Origin of the sequence: Pseudomonas sp. W2I6, from assembly GCF_030815935.1 — a bacterium.
Classification (GTDB): Bacteria; Pseudomonadota; Gammaproteobacteria; order Pseudomonadales; family Pseudomonadaceae; genus Aquipseudomonas.
In genome coordinates, this window is sequence record NZ_JAUSXJ010000001.1 from 4095297 (window position 1) to 4115969 (window position 20673).

Annotated in this window: 16 protein-coding genes, 2 tRNA genes and 3 rRNA genes; 10 read left to right on the forward strand and 11 right to left on the reverse strand. The window is 58.0% G+C overall.

Annotated elements, in window-relative coordinates; all coding sequences use genetic code 11:
- Nucleotides 1-35: 35 nt before the first annotated feature.
- Nucleotides 36-926 carry a LysR family transcriptional regulator gene (locus QF039_RS18715; protein WP_087695321.1) on the forward strand — a complete coding sequence of 297 codons (891 nt, stop codon included), beginning with the start codon at nucleotides 36-38 and terminating at the stop codon, nucleotides 924-926.
- Between the two features lie 102 nt (nucleotides 927-1028).
- Here the strand turns inward: QF039_RS18715 and rrf are convergent.
- The 5 genes from rrf to QF039_RS18740 all read right to left on the reverse strand — a co-directional run bounded on the left by rrf (nucleotide 1029) and on the right by QF039_RS18740 (nucleotide 6241).
- Nucleotides 1029-1144, reverse strand: a 5S ribosomal RNA gene (gene rrf, locus QF039_RS18720).
- A gap of 153 nt (nucleotides 1145-1297) precedes the next feature.
- Nucleotides 1298-4191, reverse strand: a 23S ribosomal RNA gene (locus QF039_RS18725).
- Nucleotides 4192-4438: 247 nt separating this feature from the next.
- A tRNA-Ala gene (locus QF039_RS18730) sits at nucleotides 4439-4514 on the reverse strand.
- A gap of 30 nt (nucleotides 4515-4544) precedes the next feature.
- Nucleotides 4545-4621: transfer RNA gene (locus tag QF039_RS18735), tRNA-Ile, on the reverse strand.
- An 83-nt stretch (nucleotides 4622-4704) separates the two neighbouring features.
- Nucleotides 4705-6241: ribosomal RNA gene (locus QF039_RS18740) — 16S ribosomal RNA — on the reverse strand.
- Together the 16S, 23S and 5S rRNA genes with 2 tRNA genes alongside form the textbook arrangement of a ribosomal RNA operon.
- 698 nt (nucleotides 6242-6939) lie before the next feature.
- Here QF039_RS18740 and rhtA point away from each other — a divergent pair.
- Together rhtA and QF039_RS18750 are read left to right on the forward strand one after the other, a co-directional pair.
- Complete coding sequence (gene rhtA / locus QF039_RS18745; protein WP_307520023.1) at nucleotides 6940-7827, forward strand: threonine/homoserine exporter RhtA; 888 nt, start codon at nucleotides 6940-6942, stop codon at nucleotides 7825-7827.
- Nucleotides 7828-7994: 167 nt separating this feature from the next.
- Nucleotides 7995-8276 carry a hypothetical protein gene (locus QF039_RS18750; protein WP_003210144.1) on the forward strand — a complete coding sequence of 94 codons (282 nt, stop codon included), beginning with the start codon at nucleotides 7995-7997 and terminating at the stop codon, nucleotides 8274-8276.
- A gap of 12 nt (nucleotides 8277-8288) precedes the next feature.
- Here the strand turns inward: QF039_RS18750 and QF039_RS18755 are convergent, their stop codons facing one another.
- Nucleotides 8289-8849 (reverse strand): TetR/AcrR family transcriptional regulator, encoded by a 561-nt coding sequence (locus tag QF039_RS18755; RefSeq protein ID WP_008430866.1) that lies wholly within the window; start codon nucleotides 8847-8849, stop codon nucleotides 8289-8291.
- Nucleotides 8850-8938: 89 nt separating this feature from the next.
- Between QF039_RS18755 and QF039_RS18760 the strand changes: the two genes are divergently transcribed.
- Together QF039_RS18760 and QF039_RS18765 are read left to right on the forward strand one after the other, a co-directional pair.
- Nucleotides 8939-9670: an SDR family oxidoreductase gene (locus QF039_RS18760; RefSeq protein ID WP_003210139.1), complete on the forward strand. Its 732-nt coding sequence runs from the start codon at nucleotides 8939-8941 to the stop codon at nucleotides 9668-9670.
- Between the two features lie 35 nt (nucleotides 9671-9705).
- Nucleotides 9706-10296 (forward strand): 2-hydroxychromene-2-carboxylate isomerase, encoded by a 591-nt coding sequence (locus QF039_RS18765; RefSeq protein WP_008430864.1) that lies wholly within the window; start codon nucleotides 9706-9708, stop codon nucleotides 10294-10296.
- Here QF039_RS18765 and QF039_RS18770 read toward each other — a convergent pair.
- Nucleotides 10293-11288 (reverse strand): zinc-dependent alcohol dehydrogenase family protein, encoded by a 996-nt coding sequence (locus QF039_RS18770; RefSeq protein ID WP_307520027.1) that lies wholly within the window; start codon nucleotides 11286-11288, stop codon nucleotides 10293-10295. The genes QF039_RS18765 and QF039_RS18770 overlap by 4 nt on opposite strands.
- A gap of 115 nt (nucleotides 11289-11403) precedes the next feature.
- Here QF039_RS18770 and QF039_RS18775 point away from each other — a divergent pair, with 115 nt between their 5' ends.
- Complete coding sequence (locus QF039_RS18775; RefSeq protein ID WP_307520029.1) at nucleotides 11404-12312, forward strand: LysR family transcriptional regulator; 909 nt, start codon at nucleotides 11404-11406, stop codon at nucleotides 12310-12312.
- On the opposite strand, the gene QF039_RS18780 is transcribed toward QF039_RS18775, so the two are convergent.
- The 3 genes from QF039_RS18780 to QF039_RS18790 form a co-directional block, all read right to left on the reverse strand.
- Entirely contained in the window at nucleotides 12305-14113 is a 1809-nt protein-coding gene (locus tag QF039_RS18780) for an aminopeptidase P family protein (RefSeq protein ID WP_008430859.1), read from the reverse strand. The genes QF039_RS18775 and QF039_RS18780 overlap by 8 nt on opposite strands.
- A 36-nt stretch (nucleotides 14114-14149) precedes the next feature.
- Nucleotides 14150-15310 carry a cysteine desulfurase family protein gene (locus QF039_RS18785; RefSeq protein ID WP_087695274.1) on the reverse strand — a complete coding sequence of 387 codons (1161 nt, stop codon included), beginning with the start codon at nucleotides 15308-15310 and terminating at the stop codon, nucleotides 14150-14152.
- A gap of 228 nt (nucleotides 15311-15538) precedes the next feature.
- A complete protein-coding gene (locus QF039_RS18790) occupies nucleotides 15539-15808 on the reverse strand; it encodes a hypothetical protein (RefSeq protein WP_003210133.1) in 270 nt (89 codons plus the stop codon).
- Nucleotides 15809-16205: 397 nt separating this feature from the next.
- Here QF039_RS18790 and msuE point away from each other — a divergent pair, with 397 nt between their 5' ends.
- Genes msuE through QF039_RS18810 form a run of 4 tightly spaced genes read left to right on the forward strand, consistent with a single transcriptional unit; the run spans nucleotide 16206 to nucleotide 20274 of the window.
- Nucleotides 16206-16769, forward strand: a complete 564-nt coding sequence (gene msuE / locus QF039_RS18795) for an FMN reductase (protein WP_003210131.1) — start codon at nucleotides 16206-16208, stop codon at nucleotides 16767-16769.
- 9 nt (nucleotides 16770-16778) lie between these two features.
- Complete coding sequence (gene ssuD / locus QF039_RS18800) at nucleotides 16779-17924, forward strand: FMNH2-dependent alkanesulfonate monooxygenase (RefSeq protein WP_003210130.1); 1146 nt, start codon at nucleotides 16779-16781, stop codon at nucleotides 17922-17924.
- Nucleotides 17925-17971: 47 nt separating this feature from the next.
- Entirely contained in the window at nucleotides 17972-19159 is a 1188-nt protein-coding gene (locus QF039_RS18805) for an acyl-CoA dehydrogenase family protein (protein ID WP_003210129.1), read from the forward strand.
- An 11-nt stretch (nucleotides 19160-19170) separates the two neighbouring features.
- Nucleotides 19171-20274 (forward strand): sigma-54-dependent Fis family transcriptional regulator, encoded by a 1104-nt coding sequence (locus QF039_RS18810; RefSeq protein ID WP_003210127.1) that lies wholly within the window; start codon nucleotides 19171-19173, stop codon nucleotides 20272-20274.
- Here QF039_RS18810 and QF039_RS18815 read toward each other — a convergent pair.
- Entirely contained in the window at nucleotides 20266-20628 is a 363-nt protein-coding gene (locus tag QF039_RS18815; protein WP_032898632.1) for an antibiotic biosynthesis monooxygenase, read from the reverse strand. The genes QF039_RS18810 and QF039_RS18815 overlap by 9 nt on opposite strands.
- Nucleotides 20629-20673: the final 45 nt, after the last annotated feature.

Genomic DNA, 20673 nt, shown 5'->3' on the forward strand with positions numbered 1-20673 from the left:
ACAAATCGGCATGAGTTGATGAGCGATTCAGGACAATGAATACATCCGGGCTGAATGAGTTGGAAGCGGTGCTGGCAGTGGCTCGGCATCGCAGTTTTCGTGCAGCGGCGACCGAGTTGAATGTGTCGACATCGGCGTTGAGCCACTCTATCGCGGGGCTTGAAGCGCGGATGGGGGTGAGGCTGTTCAATCGCACCACGCGCAGCGTGTCGTTATCTGAAGTGGGCGCGGAGTTTGTCGAAACCATTACCCCTGCACTGTTGAGCATTCGCACGGCCTTGGAACAGGCAGGAAATCGCAGCGCGGAACCCAGCGGTACCTTGCGCCTGAATACCTCGGCGGGGGCGGCAAAGCAGGTGATGCCGTTGCTGCTGGAGTACCTGCGACGTTATCCACGGATGAAATTGGATATCGTCACTGAGGGGCGGCTGGTGGATATCGTCGCGCAGGGGTTTGATGCAGGGATTCGGCTCGGGGATACGGTTCCTCAAGACATGATCGCAGTCGATATCAGTCCGGCCCAGCGTTTTTCGGTATTGGGCAGCCCGGACTATTTTGCTCTCAACCCAGTTCCCGTCAGTCCCATGGATCTGCGGGCCCATCAGTGTATTCGCAGCCGGATGCCCAGCGGTGCGATCTATCACTGGGAGTTTGAGCGACATGGCGAAGCGCTTGCTGTCGAGGTGCAAGGGGTTTTGACCCTGGATAATCCGACTCTGATGCTTGAGGCTGCCAGGGCGGGACTAGGCTTGACCTATCTTACGGAATGGAATGCCGCTGCCGATTTAGCGAACGGGACGTTAGTGCGCGTACTGGAGGAATGGACGCCGTCTTTTGACTGCTTGCGCCTCTATTACCCAGGTAGGCGCCATGTGCCGGCCGGGTTAAGGGCACTGATTGAGTTGATCAGGGAGCAAGGCTTTTAACCAGGCTGGATCTTTTTTACGGCCAACAGCTCTCTCCCCGTTTTCCGACCGCCCAAAACAAAACCCCTGACTGCATAAGCAATCAGGGGTTCTGGAATTTAATCTTGACGATGACCTACTCTCACATGGGGAAACCCCACACTACCATCGGCGATGCATCGTTTCACTGCTGAGTTCGGGATGGGATCAGGTGGTTCCAATGCTCTATGGTCGTCAAGAAATTCGGGTACTGAGTCGTGGCCAGCTGGCCTCGCTTCAGCAAATTGGGTATGTGATAGCTTTCGGTGTTTTGCAAGATCTCGAACTTTCGGTTCGTTTCGTCTTCACACACCGCAATCTGGTCTCTTCGACGCAAATTGCTTGGGTGTTATATGGTCAAGCCTCACGGGCAATTAGTATTGGTTAGCTCAACGCCTCACAGCGCTTACACACCCAACCTATCAACGTCGTAGTCTTCGACGGCCCTTCAGGGAACTCAAGGTTCCAGTGAGATCTCATCTTGAGGCTAGTTTCCCGCTTAGATGCTTTCAGCGGTTATCTATTCCGAACATAGCTACCCGGCAATGCCACTGGCGTGACAACCGGAACACCAGAGGTTCGTCCACTCCGGTCCTCTCGTACTAGGAGCAGCCCCTCTCAAATCTCAAACGTCCACGGCAGATAGGGACCGAACTGTCTCACGACGTTCTAAACCCAGCTCGCGTACCACTTTAAATGGCGAACAGCCATACCCTTGGGACCGGCTTCAGCCCCAGGATGTGATGAGCCGACATCGAGGTGCCAAACACCGCCGTCGATATGAACTCTTGGGCGGTATCAGCCTGTTATCCCCGGAGTACCTTTTATCCGTTGAGCGATGGCCCTTCCATACAGAACCACCGGATCACTAAGACCTACTTTCGTACCTGCTCGACGTGTCTGTCTCGCAGTCAAGCGCGCTTTTGCCTTTATACTCTACGACCGATTTCCGACCGGTCTGAGCGCACCTTCGTACTCCTCCGTTACTCTTTAGGAGGAGACCGCCCCAGTCAAACTACCCACCATACACTGTCCTCGATCCGGATAACGGACCTGAGTTAGAACCTCAAAGTTGCCAGGGTGGTATTTCAAGGTTGGCTCCACGCGAACTGGCGTCCACGCTTCAAAGCCTCCCACCTATCCTACACAAGCAAATTCAAAGTCCAGTGCAAAGCTATAGTAAAGGTTCACGGGGTCTTTCCGTCTAGCCGCGGATACACTGCATCTTCACAGCGATTTCAATTTCACTGAGTCTCGGGTGGAGACAGCGCCGCCATCGTTACGCCATTCGTGCAGGTCGGAACTTACCCGACAAGGAATTTCGCTACCTTAGGACCGTTATAGTTACGGCCGCCGTTTACCGGGGCTTCGATCAAGAGCTTCGCGTTAGCTAACCCCATCAATTAACCTTCCGGCACCGGGCAGGCGTCACACCCTATACGTCCACTTTCGTGTTTGCAGAGTGCTGTGTTTTTAATAAACAGTCGCAGCGGCCTGGTATCTTCGACCGGCATGAGCTTACGGAGCAAGTCCTTCACCCTCACCGGCGCACCTTCTCCCGAAGTTACGGTGCCATTTTGCCTAGTTCCTTCACCCGAGTTCTCTCAAGCGCCTTGGTATTCTCTACCCAACCACCTGTGTCGGTTTGGGGTACGGTTCCTGGTTACCTGAAGCTTAGAAGCTTTTCTTGGAAGCATGGCATCAACCACTTCGTCATCTAAAAGATAACTCGTCATCAGCTCTCGGCCTTAGAATCCCGGATTTACCTAAGATTCCAGCCTACCACCTTAAACTTGGACAACCAACGCCAAGCTGGCCTAGCCTTCTCCGTCCCTCCATCGCAATAACCAGAAGTACAGGAATATTAACCTGTTTTCCATCGACTACGCTTTTCAGCCTCGCCTTAGGGACCGACTAACCCTGCGTCGATTAACGTTGCGCAGGAAACCTTGGTCTTTCGGCGTGGGTGTTTTTCACACCCATTATCGTTACTCATGTCAGCATTCGCACTTCTGATACCTCCAGCAAGCTTCTCAACTCACCTTCACAGGCTTACAGAACGCTCCTCTACCGCATCATCCGAAGATGATACCCGTAGCTTCGGTGTATGGTTTGAGCCCCGTTACATCTTCCGCGCAGGCCGACTCGACTAGTGAGCTATTACGCTTTCTTTAAAGGGTGGCTGCTTCTAAGCCAACCTCCTAGCTGTCTAAGCCTTCCCACATCGTTTCCCACTTAACCATAACTTTGGGACCTTAGCTGACGGTCTGGGTTGTTTCCCTTTTCACGACGGACGTTAGCACCCGCCGTGTGTCTCCCATGCTCGGCACTTGTAGGTATTCGGAGTTTGCATCGGTTTGGTAAGTCGGGATGACCCCCTAGCCGAAACAGTGCTCTACCCCCTACAGTGATACATGAGGCGCTACCTAAATAGCTTTCGAGGAGAACCAGCTATCTCCGAGCTTGATTAGCCTTTCACTCCGATCCACAGGTCATCCGCTAACTTTTCAACGGTAGTCGGTTCGGTCCTCCAGTTAGTGTTACCCAACCTTCAACCTGCCCATGGATAGATCGCCCGGTTTCGGGTCTATTCCCAGCGACTAGACGCCCTATTAAGACTCGCTTTCGCTACGCCTCCCCTATTCGGTTAAGCTCGCCACTGAAAATAAGTCGCTGACCCATTATACAAAAGGTACGCAGTCACAGAACAAAGTCTGCTCCCACTGCTTGTACGCATACGGTTTCAGGATCTATTTCACTCCCCTCTCCGGGGTTCTTTTCGCCTTTCCCTCACGGTACTAGTTCACTATCGGTCAGTCAGTAGTATTTAGCCTTGGAGGATGGTCCCCCCATATTCAGACAAAGTTTCTCGTGCTCCGTCCTACTCGATTTCATGACTAAGAGATTTTCGCGTACAGGGCTATCACCCACTATGGCCGCACTTTCCAGAGCGTTCCGCTAATCTCAAAGCCACTTAAGGGCTAGTCCCCGTTCGCTCGCCACTACTAAGGGAATCTCGGTTGATTTCTTTTCCTCAGGGTACTTAGATGTTTCAGTTCCCCTGGTTCGCTCCATACACCTATGTATTCAGTGTAAGGTAACCATCTTATGATGGCTGGGTTCCCCCATTCAGACATCTCCGGATCAAAGTCTGTTTGCCGACTCCCCGAAGCTTTTCGCAGGCTACCACGTCTTTCATCGCCTCTGACTGCCAAGGCATCCACCGTATGCGCTTCTTCACTTGACCATATAACCCCAAGCAATCTGGTTATACTGTGAAGACGACATTCGCCGAAAATTCGATTCTTGCTCATAAAGAGCAACTCACAAATTTTACCTTAGCCTGATCCGTTACCAGTGAAAGTAACGTTCAGTCTATCTTTCTATCACATACCCAAATTTTTAAAGAACGATCTAATCAAAGACTAGAAATCAACATTCACCATCACAGTGATGGAATGCTCATTTCTAAGCTTTCAAGACAGAAGCAGTAGTGGTGGAGCCAAACGGGATCGAACCGTTGACCTCCTGCGTGCAAGGCAGGCGCTCTCCCAGCTGAGCTATGGCCCCGTATTTCTACAGGCGTTTCCCACACAAAATTGGTGGGTCTGGGCAGATTCGAACTGCCGACCTCACCCTTATCAGGGGTGCGCTCTAACCAACTGAGCTACAGACCCAATTTCGGGCTGCTTCTTTATCGTCTTCTTCAATGAATCAAGCAATTCGTGTGGGAACTTATGGAGCAGCTGATGTCGTCGATTAAGGAGGTGATCCAGCCGCAGGTTCCCCTACGGCTACCTTGTTACGACTTCACCCCAGTCATGAATCACACCGTGGTAACCGTCCTCCCGAAGGTTAGACTAGCTACTTCTGGTGCAACCCACTCCCATGGTGTGACGGGCGGTGTGTACAAGGCCCGGGAACGTATTCACCGCGACATTCTGATTCGCGATTACTAGCGATTCCGACTTCACGCAGTCGAGTTGCAGACTGCGATCCGGACTACGATCGGTTTTCTGGGATTAGCTCCACCTCGCGGCTTGGCAACCCTCTGTACCGACCATTGTAGCACGTGTGTAGCCCAGGCCGTAAGGGCCATGATGACTTGACGTCATCCCCACCTTCCTCCGGTTTGTCACCGGCAGTCTCCTTAGAGTGCCCACCATTACGTGCTGGTAACTAAGGACAAGGGTTGCGCTCGTTACGGGACTTAACCCAACATCTCACGACACGAGCTGACGACAGCCATGCAGCACCTGTCTCAATGTTCCCGAAGGCACCAATCTATCTCTAGAAAGTTCATTGGATGTCAAGGCCTGGTAAGGTTCTTCGCGTTGCTTCGAATTAAACCACATGCTCCACCGCTTGTGCGGGCCCCCGTCAATTCATTTGAGTTTTAACCTTGCGGCCGTACTCCCCAGGCGGTCAACTTAATGCGTTAGCTGCGCCACTAAGAGCTCAAGGCTCCCAACGGCTAGTTGACATCGTTTACGGCGTGGACTACCAGGGTATCTAATCCTGTTTGCTCCCCACGCTTTCGCACCTCAGTGTCAGTATCAGTCCAGGTGGTCGCCTTCGCCACTGGTGTTCCTTCCTATATCTACGCATTTCACCGCTACACAGGAAATTCCACCACCCTCTACCATACTCTAGCTCGTCAGTTTTGAATGCAGTTCCCAGGTTGAGCCCGGGGATTTCACATCCAACTTAACGAACCACCTACGCGCGCTTTACGCCCAGTAATTCCGATTAACGCTTGCACCCTCTGTATTACCGCGGCTGCTGGCACAGAGTTAGCCGGTGCTTATTCTGTCGGTAACGTCAAAACAGCAAAGTATTAATTTACTGCCCTTCCTCCCAACTTAAAGTGCTTTACAATCCGAAGACCTTCTTCACACACGCGGCATGGCTGGATCAGGCTTTCGCCCATTGTCCAATATTCCCCACTGCTGCCTCCCGTAGGAGTCTGGACCGTGTCTCAGTTCCAGTGTGACTGATCATCCTCTCAGACCAGTTACGGATCGTCGCCTTGGTGAGCCATTACCCCACCAACTAGCTAATCCGACCTAGGCTCATCTGATAGCGCAAGGCCCGAAGGTCCCCTGCTTTCTCCCGTAGGACGTATGCGGTATTAGCGTCCGTTTCCGAACGTTATCCCCCACTACCAGGCAGATTCCTAGGCATTACTCACCCGTCCGCCGCTCTCAAGAGAAGCAAGCTTCTCTCTACCGCTCGACTTGCATGTGTTAGGCCTGCCGCCAGCGTTCAATCTGAGCCATGATCAAACTCTTCAGTTCAAACATCTTTGGGTTTTTAAGAAACCCTAAACTTGGCTCAGCAATCGTTGGTTACATCTTTGATTTCTCGCGGAGTAACTTGTGATGCTGATAATCTTGTTGACTATCAGTCTGACTCCACAAGCACCCACACGAATTGCTTGATTCAGTTGTTAAAGAGCGGTTGGTTAAGATCTTTCGTCTCAACCGAGGCGCGCATTCTACAGCAGCCTCATTTGCTGTCAAGTGATTATTTTCAGAAGTTTTCAAAGTTTCCTTTGTAACTTCAACCACTTGCGCTTCCGATCTCTCGTTAGCGGGAGGCGAATTCTACAGCGTTACACGCTGCTGTCAACACCTCTTTTTCTCCGCTTTCGACCGAGAAGATCGAAACGTTAATAGGGCCAAACAACACTGCCTTACTAACTCCTTCTGGGCTTCGATGACCTGAAGCAGCTCGCCGTCGAAACCTACATAACTCTTTGTTTACCAAGGAGTTTTCCGTTTCGACTGCGCCGGAAGTGGGGCGAATTATAGACTTCCAGAATCTGCCGTCAACCCTTAATTCAGCTTTTCTATCAATCCATCCCGACAATCACGGAATTCGTCTATATAGGAAGGACCCCTTAACTAATTGAGCAATATATTGCCCAACGCTCAACAGTTAAGCATCATAGCCACTCGGTTTCTTTCAATACGACCTCGGACGAATACCCTCAATGACCACTTCCCCGCGTAGCCTGGCTTCGACACTGTTTCCGGTCGGCCTGCTACTCATTGCCATGGCCTCTATTCAATCAGGCGCCTCACTCGCCAAAAGCATGTTCCCCATCGTGGGCGCCCAGGGCACCACCACCCTGCGCCTGATTTTCGCCAGTGTGATCATGCTGCTCCTTTTACGCCCATGGCGCGCCAAGCTGACAGCCAAGTCGTTGCAGACGGTGATCGTCTACGGGATGGCGCTGGGGGGAATGAACTTCCTCTTCTATATGTCGCTGCGCACCGTTCCGCTGGGAATTGCAGTAGCCCTCGAATTCACCGGCCCACTGGCAGTCGCCATCTACGCTTCGCGACGCGCCGTAGACTTTCTCTGGATAGCCTTGGCGATTGTCGGACTTCTGCTATTGATCCCAGTGGACGAAGCCAGCAGCGGCATTGACCTCACAGGCGCCGCCTATGCACTCGGCGCAGGTGCGTGCTGGGCACTCTACATTCTGTTTGGCCAAAAGGCCGGCGCCGACAATGGCGTTCAGACTGCGGCCCTCGGCGTAATGATTGCAGCGTTGTTTGTTGCACCGATAGGTATCGTCCACGCGGGCGCCGCACTCCTCACACCCTCGCTGATCCCGATCGCCATTGGTGTCGCGGTTTTATCCACCGCCCTGCCCTACACCCTGGAGATGGTCGCCCTGACTCGCCTGCCAGCCCGCACGTTCGGAACCCTGATGAGTATCGAACCCGCGTTCGGCGCCCTGTCCGGGCTGTTTTTCCTTCAAGAGCACTTGTCCCTGGCGCAATGGCTGGCCATCACCTGCATTATCCTGGCCTCGGTGGGTGCAACCCTGACCATGCGTAACGAATCAAAACCACTCGTTCCAGCCGATTGATTCAGGATTTGACGTAGCTATGGCATTTGCCGCTCAATTAGGCCATGTTTAGGTCGTAACCCAGTGTCATTCATGGAGATTTTCGATAAGGACATCATGAACGCTACACTCGAGAGCGAGCAAAGCCAGCTTCGTGCACTTAAGCGAGGCGGCTATTAAGGATAGTAATGAAGCGAATTTTGATGCTGTTCATGATTGTGGCAATTGCAGGTTGTGCCGCGACCACCAAGACCGAAGTAAAACGGGGAAAGAAGGGCCTGCATATCAACTGCTCAGGCCTGTCCTCTTCCTGGGACCAGTGCTACGCCAGTGCAGCTAATTCGTGTGGCGCCAAAGGCTATAAAGTCATCGCCAAGTCGGGGGACAACGCCGAAGACCCAGGCGACTACCCGTTCGGTCTTAACCCCGCCGGCTACACAAGCCGAAGCATGATTGTCATCTGCAAGTAACTGTCGATGACCTCACAGCCTCGACAGCTGCTGGCTGAGCACCTCGTAGTTCGATGACAGGACCTGTGCCTGCACCTGCGGGTCGACCATCATCCGCGCCACCACCAGGGCGCCGATGCATTGCGACAGAATCGACCACGCCAGGGCCTCGCTGCCCAGTGTTGCTGCCCACCCCACCTGCAATCGGCAAATCCAGTCCTGCGCCTGTTGACGAACGGCCACATCAGATCGCGCAATCTCCGCCCCCAGGCTCGGCAACGCACATCCGGCTTCGGATTGCTCCACATGGGCCATGCTCAGGTAGAACTTCAAACAGCGATCCAGCCGCTCACGGCTTTGCACCCCGTCGCCATTCAATCGCTCAAGGCTGTGGCTCAACTCACGCTCGACAATCGAACTGAACAATTCATCCTTCGAAGCGAAGTGGCTATAAAACGCACCGCCACTCAAGCCAATGGCCTTCATCAAGCCATCCACCCCGACACTGGCAAAACCCTCTTTCTTCGCCAGTGCCGCACTGCTGTTCAGAAGCTTTTCCCTGGTTTGCTGCTTGTGACTAGCCGAATATCGCATCGCTTCCTCCACTGTGCTGTCAGCTTGACGCCTGCTGAATCGTAGCATAACGTTCGTTTGGCAAACGATCGTTTACTAAAGGATCTCCCATGACGAACAACAAGAAAATCGTACTGGTAGTGGGTGCCGGCGATGCCACAGGTGGTGCCATCGCCAAGCGTTTCGCCCGTGAGGGTTACGTCGCCTGCGTCACCCGGCGCAGCGCCGATAAACTGCAACCCTTGGTGGATAGCATCCACGCAGCAGGTGGCGAGGCGCATGGCTTTGCCTGCGATGCCCGCAAGGAAGAAGACGTTATCGCGCTGATCGAGCGGATTGAAACCGAGCTGGGCCCCATCGAAGCCTTCGTGTTCAACATCGGCGCCAATGTGCCGTGCAGCATCCTGGAAGAAACCGCCCGCAAGTACTTCAAGATTTGGGAGATGGCCTGTTTCTCAGGCTTCCTCAACGCGCGGGAAGTGGCCAAGCGCATGGTCACCCGTAACCGCGGCACCATCCTGTTTACCGGTGCCACGGCCGGGTTGCGTGGAGCCGCCGGCTTTGCCGCGTTCGCTGGAGCCAAACACGGGATCCGTGCACTGGCGCAAAGCATGGCTCGCGAACTGGGCCCACGGAATATCCACGTCGCCCACGTCGTCGTGGATGGCGCCATCGACACCGACTTCATCCGCGACAACTTCCCGCAAAAATACGCCCTCAAGGATCAGGACGGCATTCTCAATCCGGACCACATCGCCGATAACTATTGGTACCTGCACAGCCAGCCCCGGGACGCCTGGACCTTCGAGCTGGACCTGCGCCCCTGGAATGAACCCTGGTAAGCGCGCCCCATAACAATAAACTGCGAGTATCCAGCATGAGTAAAACAGTAGAATTTTTCTTCGACCTCGGCAGCCCTGCCACCTATCTGGCCTATACCCAACTTCCAGGCCTGTGCGCTGCAACCGGCACCCAGCTGATTTACAAGCCAATGCTGCTGGGCGGGGTGTTCAAGGCCACCGGCAATGCGTCACCGGCCACCGTTCCCGCCAAAGGTCGCTACATGTTCCAGGACCTGGCACGCTACGCCCAGCGCTACAACGTCCCGCTCAAGTTCAACCCACACTTCCCCATCAATACATTGACGCTGATGCGCGCTGTCACCGGTGTCCAAATGCGCCAACCCGAGCGTTTTCAGGATTTCATCGATTGCCTGTTCCGTGCCCTTTGGGTAGAAGGCCGTCACCTGGGTGATCCTGCTGTGGTGGCTGCGGTGCTGGCTGAACACGGCTTTGATCCCGAAGCAGTCCTCGCGTTGACGAATGACGATGCCGTCAAGGCCACCCTCAAAGACAATACCGAGCACGCCATCCAGCGCGGCGTATTCGGGGCACCTACGATGTTCGTCGACGACCAGTTGTTTTTCGGCCAGGACCGCCTGGAGTTTGTCCGCGAAGCGCTGAGCTAGATTTCAATCACCAGACGCCCTTGAGCGCCGCCGGCGAGTAACTCGCAGGCGGCGTTTGCCGAGTCCAGGTCGAATTGACGCCCGTCGAGAATCGGCGTGAGCTTCCCGTCATCAATCAACTGCGCCGCCTCGGCAAGGATCTGCCCGTGGTGCTCCCGCCCCTTGCCCGTCAGCATCGGCAGCAGGGTAAACACCCCGGAGTAAGTCGCCCCGCGAAACGACAACGGCGCCAGGCTATGAGAACCCCAGCCAAGACAACTCAGCACATGCCCGTGATAAGTCCTGGCCGCCCGGAAGGATGCATCCAGCGTCGGCCCGCCCACCGTGTCATACACAATGTCAAAACCTTCGCCCGCCGTGTGCAAGGCTACATACTCCTCGACGGTGTGCTGTTGGTAGTCGATAAACGTAGCGCCCAGCCCCTCGATCAACGCCCGCTGCCTGGCTGAACCGGTCGCAAACACCTCGGCGCCAAATGCATTAGCCACTTGCACGGCGACATGTCCTACACCACCCGCACCGCCCTGAATCAGTACTTTATGCCCCGGGCCTACATGCGCACGGTCCACCAGCCCTTCCCATGCGGTGATCAGCACCAGCGGCAATGCCGCGGCTTCGCGCATGCTCAGGGTCACGGGTTTTCTCGCCAGCAAGCGCGCATCCACCACGGCAAACTCCGCCAACGAACCCTGGAGGCCGCCCACTCCCGTCGCCAGGGCGTACACTTCGTCGCCCGCCTTCCACTCGTTGATACCCGGGCCCACCGTCTCGATGATCCCCGCCAAGTCCAAGCCAATCACAGCCGGCAACGGCTGACGGGCATGGGCCGCCTCGCCTGCTCGAATTTTCCCATCCAACGGGTTGAGGCCACTGGCCTTGATCTTCACCAGCACCTCACCATCCCCAGGCGTCGGCCTTGGAATCGTTGCCAGCCGTAACGGCCCATTCGCCACATCCACCACCAGGGCGTGCATTTGAGTTGTATCAGTCATGGTCGCGATCTCGATTCATCAGGAAGTGATCACCATGATGTGCCCGGCCATTCATGCCGATAAGACGCCAAACGGCTATAGTGACCATGCTCATTTGGCATGAATCGGTAGCCCCATGGATAAGCTCAACGCAATGGCCATTTTCGTTCGAGTGATCGAGCGCGGGAGTTTCTCTGCGGTTGCCCGGGAGATGCAGACCACTCAGCCCACTATCAGCAAAGTACTGCGTGCACTGGAGACAGAACTGGGCGGCAAGCTGATTTCCCGCAGCACCCGCAAACTCTCCCTGACAGACGAAGGCCAGCGCTACTACAGCCATTGCCGACAAATCCTCGCGGCGGTGGATGCTGCAGAACACAGCTTCCAGTCCGGCAAGGAGGCTGTCGCCGGTCCGTTACGCATTGGCTCGTCGGTGAGCTTCGGTCGCCTGCACATCGCCTCACGCCTGGCGGGATTTCTCGATCGATACCCACAGGTACAGGTTGACCTGCAACTGAACGATCAAAATCAGGACCTGGTCAGCGAAGGCCTGGACGTTACCCTGCGCATCGGCGAGTTGCGCGACAGCGGCCTGATCGCCCGGCAGATCGGCACTACTCACCGGGTCACCCTCGCCAGTCCGGCCTATCTGGCCAAACACCCGGCGCCGCAAACACCGCAAGAGCTGGCCCGGCACAATTGCCTGCTGTTCAACCTGCTCAGCAGCCAGAACCAATGGGGCTACGAAAAGGACGGGACGCGGCACAGCGTCAAGATCAAGGGCAACGCCCAGAGCAATAACTCCGAGGCTATACGCGAGATGGTATTGGCGGGGCACGGCATTGCGCTGTCGCCCCTATGGTTGTTCTTTGATGACCTGAAGGCCGGCCGGGTGGTCGCCTTGCTGCAGGACTACACCCCGCAGTCGCTGCCGATTCATGCCGTTTCGGCACCCAATCGCCGCCAGTCCGCCCGGGTCAAAGCGTTTATCGACTACATGGCCGATGCCCTGACCCAGGCGCCCGAACTGCAGCCCCTCAGATAGCGGCCGTACGCACCTGCAACCATTCCAGTGCCGCGCCACTGAGCAGCGGGCTCAGGCGCTCAAGGACTTGCGCGTGGTAATCGTTGAACCACTGGCGTTCTTCCACCGTCAGCAACGACGGCTCCAGGCAACGGGTGTCGATCGGGCACAGCGTGAGTGTCTCGAACTTGAGGAACTCGCCAAACTCGGTCTTGCCCGCTTCACGGTTCAACACCAGGTTCTCGATGCGCACACCCCAGCGGCCCGGCCGGTAAGTGCCGGGCTCGATGGAGGTAATCATGCCTGCCTGCATTGCCGTTTGCGGCGCCGCGACGGCTTGGTACGCGATCACCTGCGGGCCTTCATGCACATTGAGGAAATAGCCGACGCCATGACCGGTGCCGTGGCCATAGTCCACGCCTTCGGCCCAGATCGGCGCACGGGCAATCGAGTCCAGCAGCGGCGAAAGAATGCCCTTGGGGAAATGCGCGCGGGACAAGGCAATCACACCTTTGAGCACCCGCGTGCAATCGCGCTTCTGCTCTTCGCTTGGCGTCCCGATAGGCACCATCCGCGTGATATCGGTCGTGCCGCCCAGGTATTGGCCACCCGAGTCGATCAGCAGCAAGCCATCGCCCTCGATCAGCGCGTGTTCTTCCTCGGTCGCGTGATAGTGCGGCATCGCGCCGTTGGCGTTGAATGCGGCAATCGTATTGAAGCTCAGCGACACATAACCCGGACGACGGGTACGCGCTGCCGTCAGGTGCTCATCAATGGTCAGTTCGGTGATGCGCTCACGGCCCAACGCGCTGTCGAGCCAGGCGAAGAATTCACACAGGGCCGCGCCATCCTGCTCCATGGCCTGGCGAATGTGCTCGGCGTCCGCCAGGCTCTTGCGCGATTTGGCCAAGGTGGTCGGGTTAAGCCCCTCGATCAGCGTGACGCCACTGCCCAGGTTTTCCAGCAAGCCGGCGGTCACCCGGGCCGGGTCGACCTGCACACTCGCGCCCGAAGGAATGTCCTTCAACGCAGCTGCGACTTCGCTGTAATCGCGCAGGGTCACGCCATCCTGTTCCAGCACCGCGCGAAGCTCGGCGTCGACTTTGCTCAGGGCCACAAACAGCGTCGCCTGCTGCTGGCCGATCAAGGCAAACGAGACAAACACCGGGTTGAACGAAACGTCGCCACCCCGCAGGTTAAAGAGCCAGGCAATGTCATCCAGGGTCGCGATGAAATGCCAGTCGGCCCCCTTTTCCTTCAAGCTGGCACGCAGGGCTGCGAGCTTCTCGCCACGGCTGACGGTGGCCTGGGGTGGCAGATGTTGATAGATCGGTTGGTTCGGCAAGGTTGGACGGTCTTGCCAGACTTCATTCAACAAGTCGATATCCGTGCGCAAGCGTGCACCACGTGCCTCCAGCTTGCTGCCCAGGGTGCGCGCCGAGGCCACGGCCATGACCGCACCATCAACGGCCACCACGCCGCCTTCCGGCGTCTGCTCCGCGAGCCATTCCAGCGGCCCGGGCTGGCCGGGTTGCAGCTTGACCAACTCGATACCACTGCCCTTGAGTTCCTTGGTCGCCTGTTCCCAATAGCGGCTGTCTGCCCATACACCGGCAAAATCCGCAGTAACAATCAGCGTGCCCACCGACCCATGGAAACCCGACAACCACTGACGGCCCTGCCAGTAACCCGGCAGGTATTCGGACAAGTGCGGGTCCGCCGACGGCACCAACAGGGCATGAATGCCCTCGCGGCTCATCAGTTCGCGGGTGTGCGCCAGGCGCTGGGGAACCGTTCCATGGGTCAAAGGCTGTGTGCTCATCGTGTCTCCTGCTAACCACTAATAATTGTTATGGGGTCAAACGGCCCAGAAAGCCGGTGCGCTGGCCAGCGCGGCCTTGATCAGCTGTACCGCCTGATCGATATCCTGCTCGGTGGTAAACCGCCCGAGGCTCAAGCGAATGGTGCGACCTGCGCTGCGGGCATCATGGCCCAGCGCCAGAAGCACATGGGACGGTGCATTGCTCGCCGAATTGCAGGCCGAAGTGGCCGAGAAGGCAATGCCCGCGCTCAAGGCGGCGGAATTGAACTCGCCTTCGCTGAACGTCAGGCTCAGGGTGTGGGGAATGCGTTGGGTAAGGCTGCCATTGAGGCGCACCCCGGCAATTGTATTCAGCTGTTCCAGCAGGCGCTCGCGCAAGGCAACGATGGTCGCCTTTTCTTCAGCAAAGGACGCTGCCGCCAGGGCAAACGCGGTACCCATGCCGGCAATCTGGTGAGTTGCCAGGGTGCCCGAACGCAAACCACCTTCATGGCCACCGCCGTGAATCTGCGCCAGCACTTTCTGCTGCGCACGTGGGCCGACGTACAACGCGCCGATACCCTTGGGACCATAGAGTTTGTGTGCGGAAAATGACATGAGGTCCACTGGCCATTCGGCCAGGTCAATCTCGACCTTGCCTGCGCCCTGCGCCGCATCCACGTGAAACAGCGCGCCATGCTCGCGCACGCGTGCGCCAATCGCCCGGATATCGTTAAGAGTGCCCAGCTCGTTGTTCACCAGCATCAGCGACACCAGGAAGGTGTCCTCACGCAATGCTTCGCTCACCGCCTCGACACTGATCAAACCCTCGGCGTCCGGCACCAGGTACGTCACGGCAACCCCGGCTTCCTGCAACTGGCGAGCGGTGTCGAGCGTGGCCTTGTGTTCAATCTGGCTGGTGATGATGTGCCCGCCGGCCACGCCGCGCGCCTGGGCAACGCCCTTGATGGCGAGGTTGTTGGACTCGGTGGCACCGGAGGTCCAGACAATCTGTGCCGGCTCGGCGCCGACCAACTCAGCCACCTGGCCCCGTGCCTGCTCAACCGTTTGCCGGGCCTGTTGGCCGAACGCGTGGGAACTGGACGCAGGGTTGCCGAAGTTGGCATTGAAGCCCAGACACTCAACCATCACCTGGATGACCCGCTCATCCACCGGCGTGGTGGCGGCGTAGTCGAAATACAGCGGACGTTTATTCATGACGTTAAAGACTCGCAGAGCAGGTTCCCGAGAACAACGTCTCAGGGGCCGCAATCAGGAAGGAAGATGGTTTACCTGATCCCGTGCCGTTAAAGAAAGACCACTTTATTTAAAAGTGCGTAGGAACGCTCCTGAAATTCAGCTTAACAGGCTCCGGGAAACGGATGGCAAACAAAAAGCCCGAGGTTCCTGTGGGAAACCTCGGGCTTTTCAGACCTCGCCACTGACTCAACTGGGGCGACCGTGCAGCGTCATGCTGCGCTCGGCATTCATCTCACCCTGACGGTCGAAACCGAAGGTGTTCTGTGGCCGGCCGGTCAGTTCGGCTTTCTTCTGTTGGTATTCATCAAATGACAGGCCTCGACGGCTCAGGGCTTCAAGCGCCAGTTCCTTGCTCTCCTCGGCCGAGTAGCCACGCAGTTCGGGCGACGAATGTGTCGCACAACCGGCAAGGACTGAGGTGACAAGCAATACGGAAATGGCGAGAAAACGGTTCATGGCGAAGGTCCTGCGAAACGGGCTGAAGTCAATGAGTACAGGCTACTCCCGCCCCTGCACGGTGAAAAATCATCAGCCGTGATAGTCGCTATCAACCTTTGCGACACTTCTGATAGTCGCGCCTTATATTCCATGTAGATCTATAAATATGGAAATACGTTCATTTACGGAATAAACACAACCCTCTATAAATGGCCTCAACACTCACGCCACTGTTCGCCTGGCAACTGTTGCCCAGGCAACAGTCATTCAACAAAACACCAGGCAGACAACACCACCATTTTCCAACACCTGGCACAGAGGCCACGCCAGTCAAGGGCTGCACAGCTTGGTACAGCTCTTGCTCAAGCCCTGCTACTGCTCTTGCCCTGAGCCACTGTTGAAAAAGGAACTGTTGATGACCCGTCCATTGAATGTCGTTGCCCTCTCCGGCGGAACCTGGCGTCCGTCCCGCACCTTGGTGTTGACCCAGGCGGTGCTGGCCGAACTGGCCGATCAATTGCCGATCCAGGCCACCCTGATCGAACTGGGCGACATTGCCCGGCCGCTGGGCGGCGCACTGTCCCGCCAGGAATTGCCCGCCGACGTCGAAGCGCAACTGCAGGCCATCGAACAGGCCGACTTGCTGATCGTTGCCGCGCCGGTGTATCGCGGCTCCTACCCCGGCCTGCTCAAACACCTGTTCGACCTGGTCGACCTCAACGCCCTGATCAACACCCCGGTGTTGCTGGCGGCCACCGGCGGCAGCGAACGCCACGCACTGGTACTCGATCACCAGTTGCGCCCGCTGTTCAGTTTCTTCCAGGCCCTGACCTTGCCCATTGGCGTATACGCCACCGAGGCCGATTTCACCGATTACCACATAACCAGTGAGCCCTTGAAGGCCCGCATTCGCCTTGCTGCAGAACGCGCCGCGCCGTTGTTTGCCGCGCATCCCACCTCTCTGCTGAAAATCGCTTAAGGATTTGTCATGGATGTTTTCTGGTTTCTGCCTACACACGGTGACGGCCACTACCTGGGCACCACCCAGGGTGCTCGCCCGGTCACCCTCAACTATTTGAAACAAGTCGCCCAGGCCGCCGACAACCTCGGCTACCACGGCGTGCTGATTCCCACCGGCCGCTCCTGCGAAGACTCCTGGGTGATTGCCTCGGCGCTGGTGCCGTTGACCGAACGCCTGCGTTACCTGGTGGCGATTCGCCCGGGGATCATCTCGCCAACCGTCTCCGCACGCATGGCCGCCACCCTCGACCGGCTGTCCAATGGCCGCCTGTTGATCAACGTGGTGACCGGCGGCGACCCCGACGAAAACCGCGGCGACGGCAGCTTCCTCGATCACAGCGAACGCTACGAAGTGACCGACGAATTCCTCAAGATCTGGCGCCGCGTGCTGCAAGGCGAATCGGTGGATTTCGAAGGCAAACACCTGCGCGTGCAGAACGCCAAGGCACTTTACCCACCGGTGCAGAAGCCATATCCACCGCTGTATTTCGGCGGTTCCTCGGACGCTGCCCACGACCTCGCCGCCGAACAAGTCGACGTGTACCTGACCTGGGGCGAACCACCGGCCGCCGTCGCCGAGAAACTCGCCGACGTGCGTGAGCGCGCCGCCCGCCACGGGCGCACCGTCAAATTCGGGATTCGCCTGCATGTGATCGTGCGCGAAACCGAAGAAGACGCCTGGAAAGCCGCGGCCAAACTGATCGAGCACATCAGCGACGAGACCATCGCCGCCGCGCAAAAATCCTTCTCGCGCTTTGACTCCGAAGGCCAGCGGCGCATGGCCGCCCTGCACGACGGGCGCCGCGACAACCTTGAGATCGCCCCCAACCTGTGGGCCGGCGTCGGCCTGGTACGTGGCGGCGCGGGCACGGCCCTGGTGGGCAACCCTCAGCAAGTCGCCGAGCGCATCAAGGAATACGCAGACCTGGGCATCGAAAGCTTCATCTTCTCCGGCTACCCGCACCTGGAAGAGGCGTATCGCTTTGCCGAACTGGTGTTCCCGCTGCTGCCGGAACCCTACGCCAGCCTGGCCGGGCGCGGCGTCACCAACCTCACCGGGCCGTTCGGCGAAATGATTGCCAACGACGTCCTGCCGGCAAAAGCCAAGGCCTGACCTGCCGTCTGCCGGGGCACGCCCCGGCACACCATGAGGAATACCGCGTGACAGCCAAACCCAACAGCGTCCTGCCCTCACCCTTGCAGACCGCCAAACTGCTGGCCGCCGAATTTGCCCTCACTGCCGTCGAACGCGACGAGCGCGGCGGCACACCGAAGACCGAACGTGACGCCCTGCGCCAAAGCGGCTTGCTGGCCCTGAGCATTCCCACCCAGTACGGCGGCCTCGGCGCCCGCTGGAGCGAAACCCTGGAGATCGTGCGCGAATTCGCCAAGGTCGACAGCTCCATCGCCCACGTCTTCGGTTTTCATCACCTGATGCTCGCCACCGTTCGCCTGTTCTCACGCCCGGAGCAATGGCAACCCTGGTTCGAACAAACCGCGCGCAAGAACTGGTTCTGGGGCAACGCCCTCAACCCGCTGGACACGCGCACGGTGGTCAAAGCCTACAACGGCTGGCGCGAATTCTCAGGCAAGAAGAGCTTTTGCTCCGGAGCCAGCGACTCGGAAATGCTGATCGCCTCGGCGGTGGATGAAAGCGCCGGCGGCAAGCTGCTGATCGCGGCCATCCCCAGCGGGCGCAGTGGCATCACCCTGCACAATGACTGGAACAACATCGGCCAGCGCCAGACTGACAGCGGCAGCGCCAGCTTCGAACGGGTACGCGTGGAAGAGTCGGAATTGCTCCTCGATCCCGGCCCGCTGAGTACGCCCTTCGCCTGCCTGCGCCCGCTGATCGCTCAACTGACCTTCACCCATATGTTCCTCGGCATCGCCGAAGGCGCCTTTGCCGAAGCCCGGAATTACACCCTGACCGAAACCCGGCCCTGGCATAAATCCACGGTGCAGGACATTCGCCAGGACCCTTACGTGCTCAACCACTACGGCGAATTCTGGGTCGCGCTGGAAGGCGTGCGCCTGCTGGTGGAACGCGCCGCCGAACTGCTGGACCAGGCCTGGGCCAAGGGTCCGAGCCTCAGTGAAAGCGAGCGCGGCGAGCTGGCCATCGCCATCGCCACGGCCAAGGTCGCCGCCACCCGCAACGGCCTGGAGCTGTGCAGCCGCCTGTTCGAAGTCACCGGCGCGCGCTCCACCCACGCCTCGCTGCGCCTGGACCGGCACTGGCGCAACCTGCGCACGCAAACCTTGCACGACCCGGTGGACTACAAGCTCCACGAACTGGGGGACTGGGCGTTGAACCAGTCCCTGCCGATTCCCACGTTCTACTCCTAGAAGAGGTGCCCATGCAGCTTTTAACCTTACCGCCCTCGCCCGCTCTTGCGACCTCGATCCGCGCCACGGCCCAGGTCTTCGAAGACCCCAAATCCCAGGCGCTGCTGGCGCACATCCAGCAAGTCGCGCCCAGCGAAGCCAGCGTGTTGATCATCGGCGAAACCGGCACCGGTAAAGAGCTGGTGGCGCGCCATATCCACAACCTCAGCGCCCGGCGCAACCGGCCCTTCGTGGCCGTGAACTGCGGCGCGTTTTCCGAGTCCCTGGTGGAAGCCGAGCTGTTCGGCCATGAAAAAGGCGCCTTCACCGGCGCCCTCAGTGCCAAGGCCGGCTGGTTCGAAGAGGCGGACGGCGGCACCTTGTTCCTCGATGAAATCGGCGACTTGCCGATGGCGATCCAGGTCAAGCTGCTACGGGTACTGCAGGAACGCGAAGTGGTGCGCCTGGGCTCACGCAAAAGCATTCCCATCGACGTGCGGGTATTGGCGGCCACCAACGTTCAGTTGGAGAAAGCCATCAATGCCGGGCATTTCCGCGAAGACCTGTACTACCGCCTAGACGTGGTCAGCCTCGAACTCAGCCCCCTGCGGGATCGGCCCGGTGACATCCTGCCACTGACCCGGCATTTCATCGAAGCCTACAGCCAGCGCCTGGGTTACGGCCCGATCACCATCAGCCGCGAGGCCGAGCAAAAGCTCAAAAGCTACAGCTGGCCGGGCAACATCCGCGAGCTGGAAAACGTGATCCACCATACCCTGCTGATCTGCCGCAACGGGGTGATCGAGCGCGACGACCTGCGCCTGTCGAACATGCGCATCGAGCGTCAGGACGACAGCCAGCACGGCACCGACAACAGCGCCGAAGCCCTGCTGGAACGCGCCTTTCAAAAGCTCTTCGAGGAACAGGCCGGGGCCCTGCATGAAAAGGTCGAGGATGCGCTGCTGCGCGCCGCCTACCGCTTCAGCCATTACAACCAGGTGCACACCGCCAACCTGCTGGGCCTGAGCCGCAACGTGACCCGTACCCGTTTGATCAAGATCGGCGAGCTGGCGGTGAACAAGCGACGCCCCGGCGAAAACGTACAGGGCGAACGCATGCTGCACCTGTCAATTTAGGCGGCAGTGCAGAGCGTTGTCATGGCTGCGCTCGATACTGCGCAGCACCTGGAACGAACCGAAGGTCACTGCCGTGGCCTGGTGGGCGCGGATCAGCGTCCAGAAGTCTTCCTCACCGTGCTCAAAACACTTGAAGGCCGCTTCCCCCTCCTCGCGGGAGCGCCATTGCAGGTAGCTGAGCACCCGGCGCCCATCATCACTGACCTGCACGCTGGCATTGATGAAGCCGCCATGGCCCTGGGCCAGGCGCTCGCTTTGCGATGACAGGGCCGCCACCAAAGCCGATTGCTGCTGAGGCTCGATGTGGAATTCGACCATCTGGGTAAAACTCAGACTCTTCTCTAATACCTGCATGAACATTCCCCTCTCACTGTAGGCACAATCTTGCGATTCGATGCC

What these genes read in the sequence shown, in the direction of transcription:
- QF039_RS18715 (WP_087695321.1), top strand. Translation starts at nt 36, where the DNA reads ATGAATACATCCGGGCTGAATGAGTTGGAAGCGGTGCTGGCAGTGGCT.
- rhtA (WP_307520023.1), top strand. Translation starts at nt 6,940, where the DNA reads ATGACCACTTCCCCGCGTAGCCTGGCTTCGACACTGTTTCCGGTCGGC.
- QF039_RS18750 (WP_003210144.1), top strand. Translation starts at nt 7,995, where the DNA reads ATGAAGCGAATTTTGATGCTGTTCATGATTGTGGCAATTGCAGGTTGT.
- QF039_RS18755 (WP_008430866.1), bottom strand. Translation starts at nt 8,849, where the DNA reads ATGCGATATTCGGCTAGTCACAAGCAGCAAACCAGGGAAAAGCTTCTG.
- QF039_RS18760 (WP_003210139.1), top strand. Translation starts at nt 8,939, where the DNA reads ATGACGAACAACAAGAAAATCGTACTGGTAGTGGGTGCCGGCGATGCC.
- QF039_RS18765 (WP_008430864.1), top strand. Translation starts at nt 9,706, where the DNA reads ATGAGTAAAACAGTAGAATTTTTCTTCGACCTCGGCAGCCCTGCCACC.
- QF039_RS18770 (WP_307520027.1), bottom strand. Translation starts at nt 11,288, where the DNA reads ATGACTGATACAACTCAAATGCACGCCCTGGTGGTGGATGTGGCGAAT.
- QF039_RS18775 (WP_307520029.1), top strand. Translation starts at nt 11,404, where the DNA reads ATGGATAAGCTCAACGCAATGGCCATTTTCGTTCGAGTGATCGAGCGC.
- QF039_RS18780 (WP_008430859.1), bottom strand. Translation starts at nt 14,113, where the DNA reads ATGAGCACACAGCCTTTGACCCATGGAACGGTTCCCCAGCGCCTGGCG.
- QF039_RS18785 (WP_087695274.1), bottom strand. Translation starts at nt 15,310, where the DNA reads ATGAATAAACGTCCGCTGTATTTCGACTACGCCGCCACCACGCCGGTG.
- QF039_RS18790 (WP_003210133.1), bottom strand. Translation starts at nt 15,808, where the DNA reads ATGAACCGTTTTCTCGCCATTTCCGTATTGCTTGTCACCTCAGTCCTT.
- msuE (WP_003210131.1), top strand. Translation starts at nt 16,206, where the DNA reads ATGACCCGTCCATTGAATGTCGTTGCCCTCTCCGGCGGAACCTGGCGT.
- ssuD (WP_003210130.1), top strand. Translation starts at nt 16,779, where the DNA reads ATGGATGTTTTCTGGTTTCTGCCTACACACGGTGACGGCCACTACCTG.
- QF039_RS18810 (WP_003210127.1), top strand. Translation starts at nt 19,171, where the DNA reads ATGCAGCTTTTAACCTTACCGCCCTCGCCCGCTCTTGCGACCTCGATC.
- QF039_RS18815 (WP_032898632.1), bottom strand. Translation starts at nt 20,628, where the DNA reads ATGCAGGTATTAGAGAAGAGTCTGAGTTTTACCCAGATGGTCGAATTC.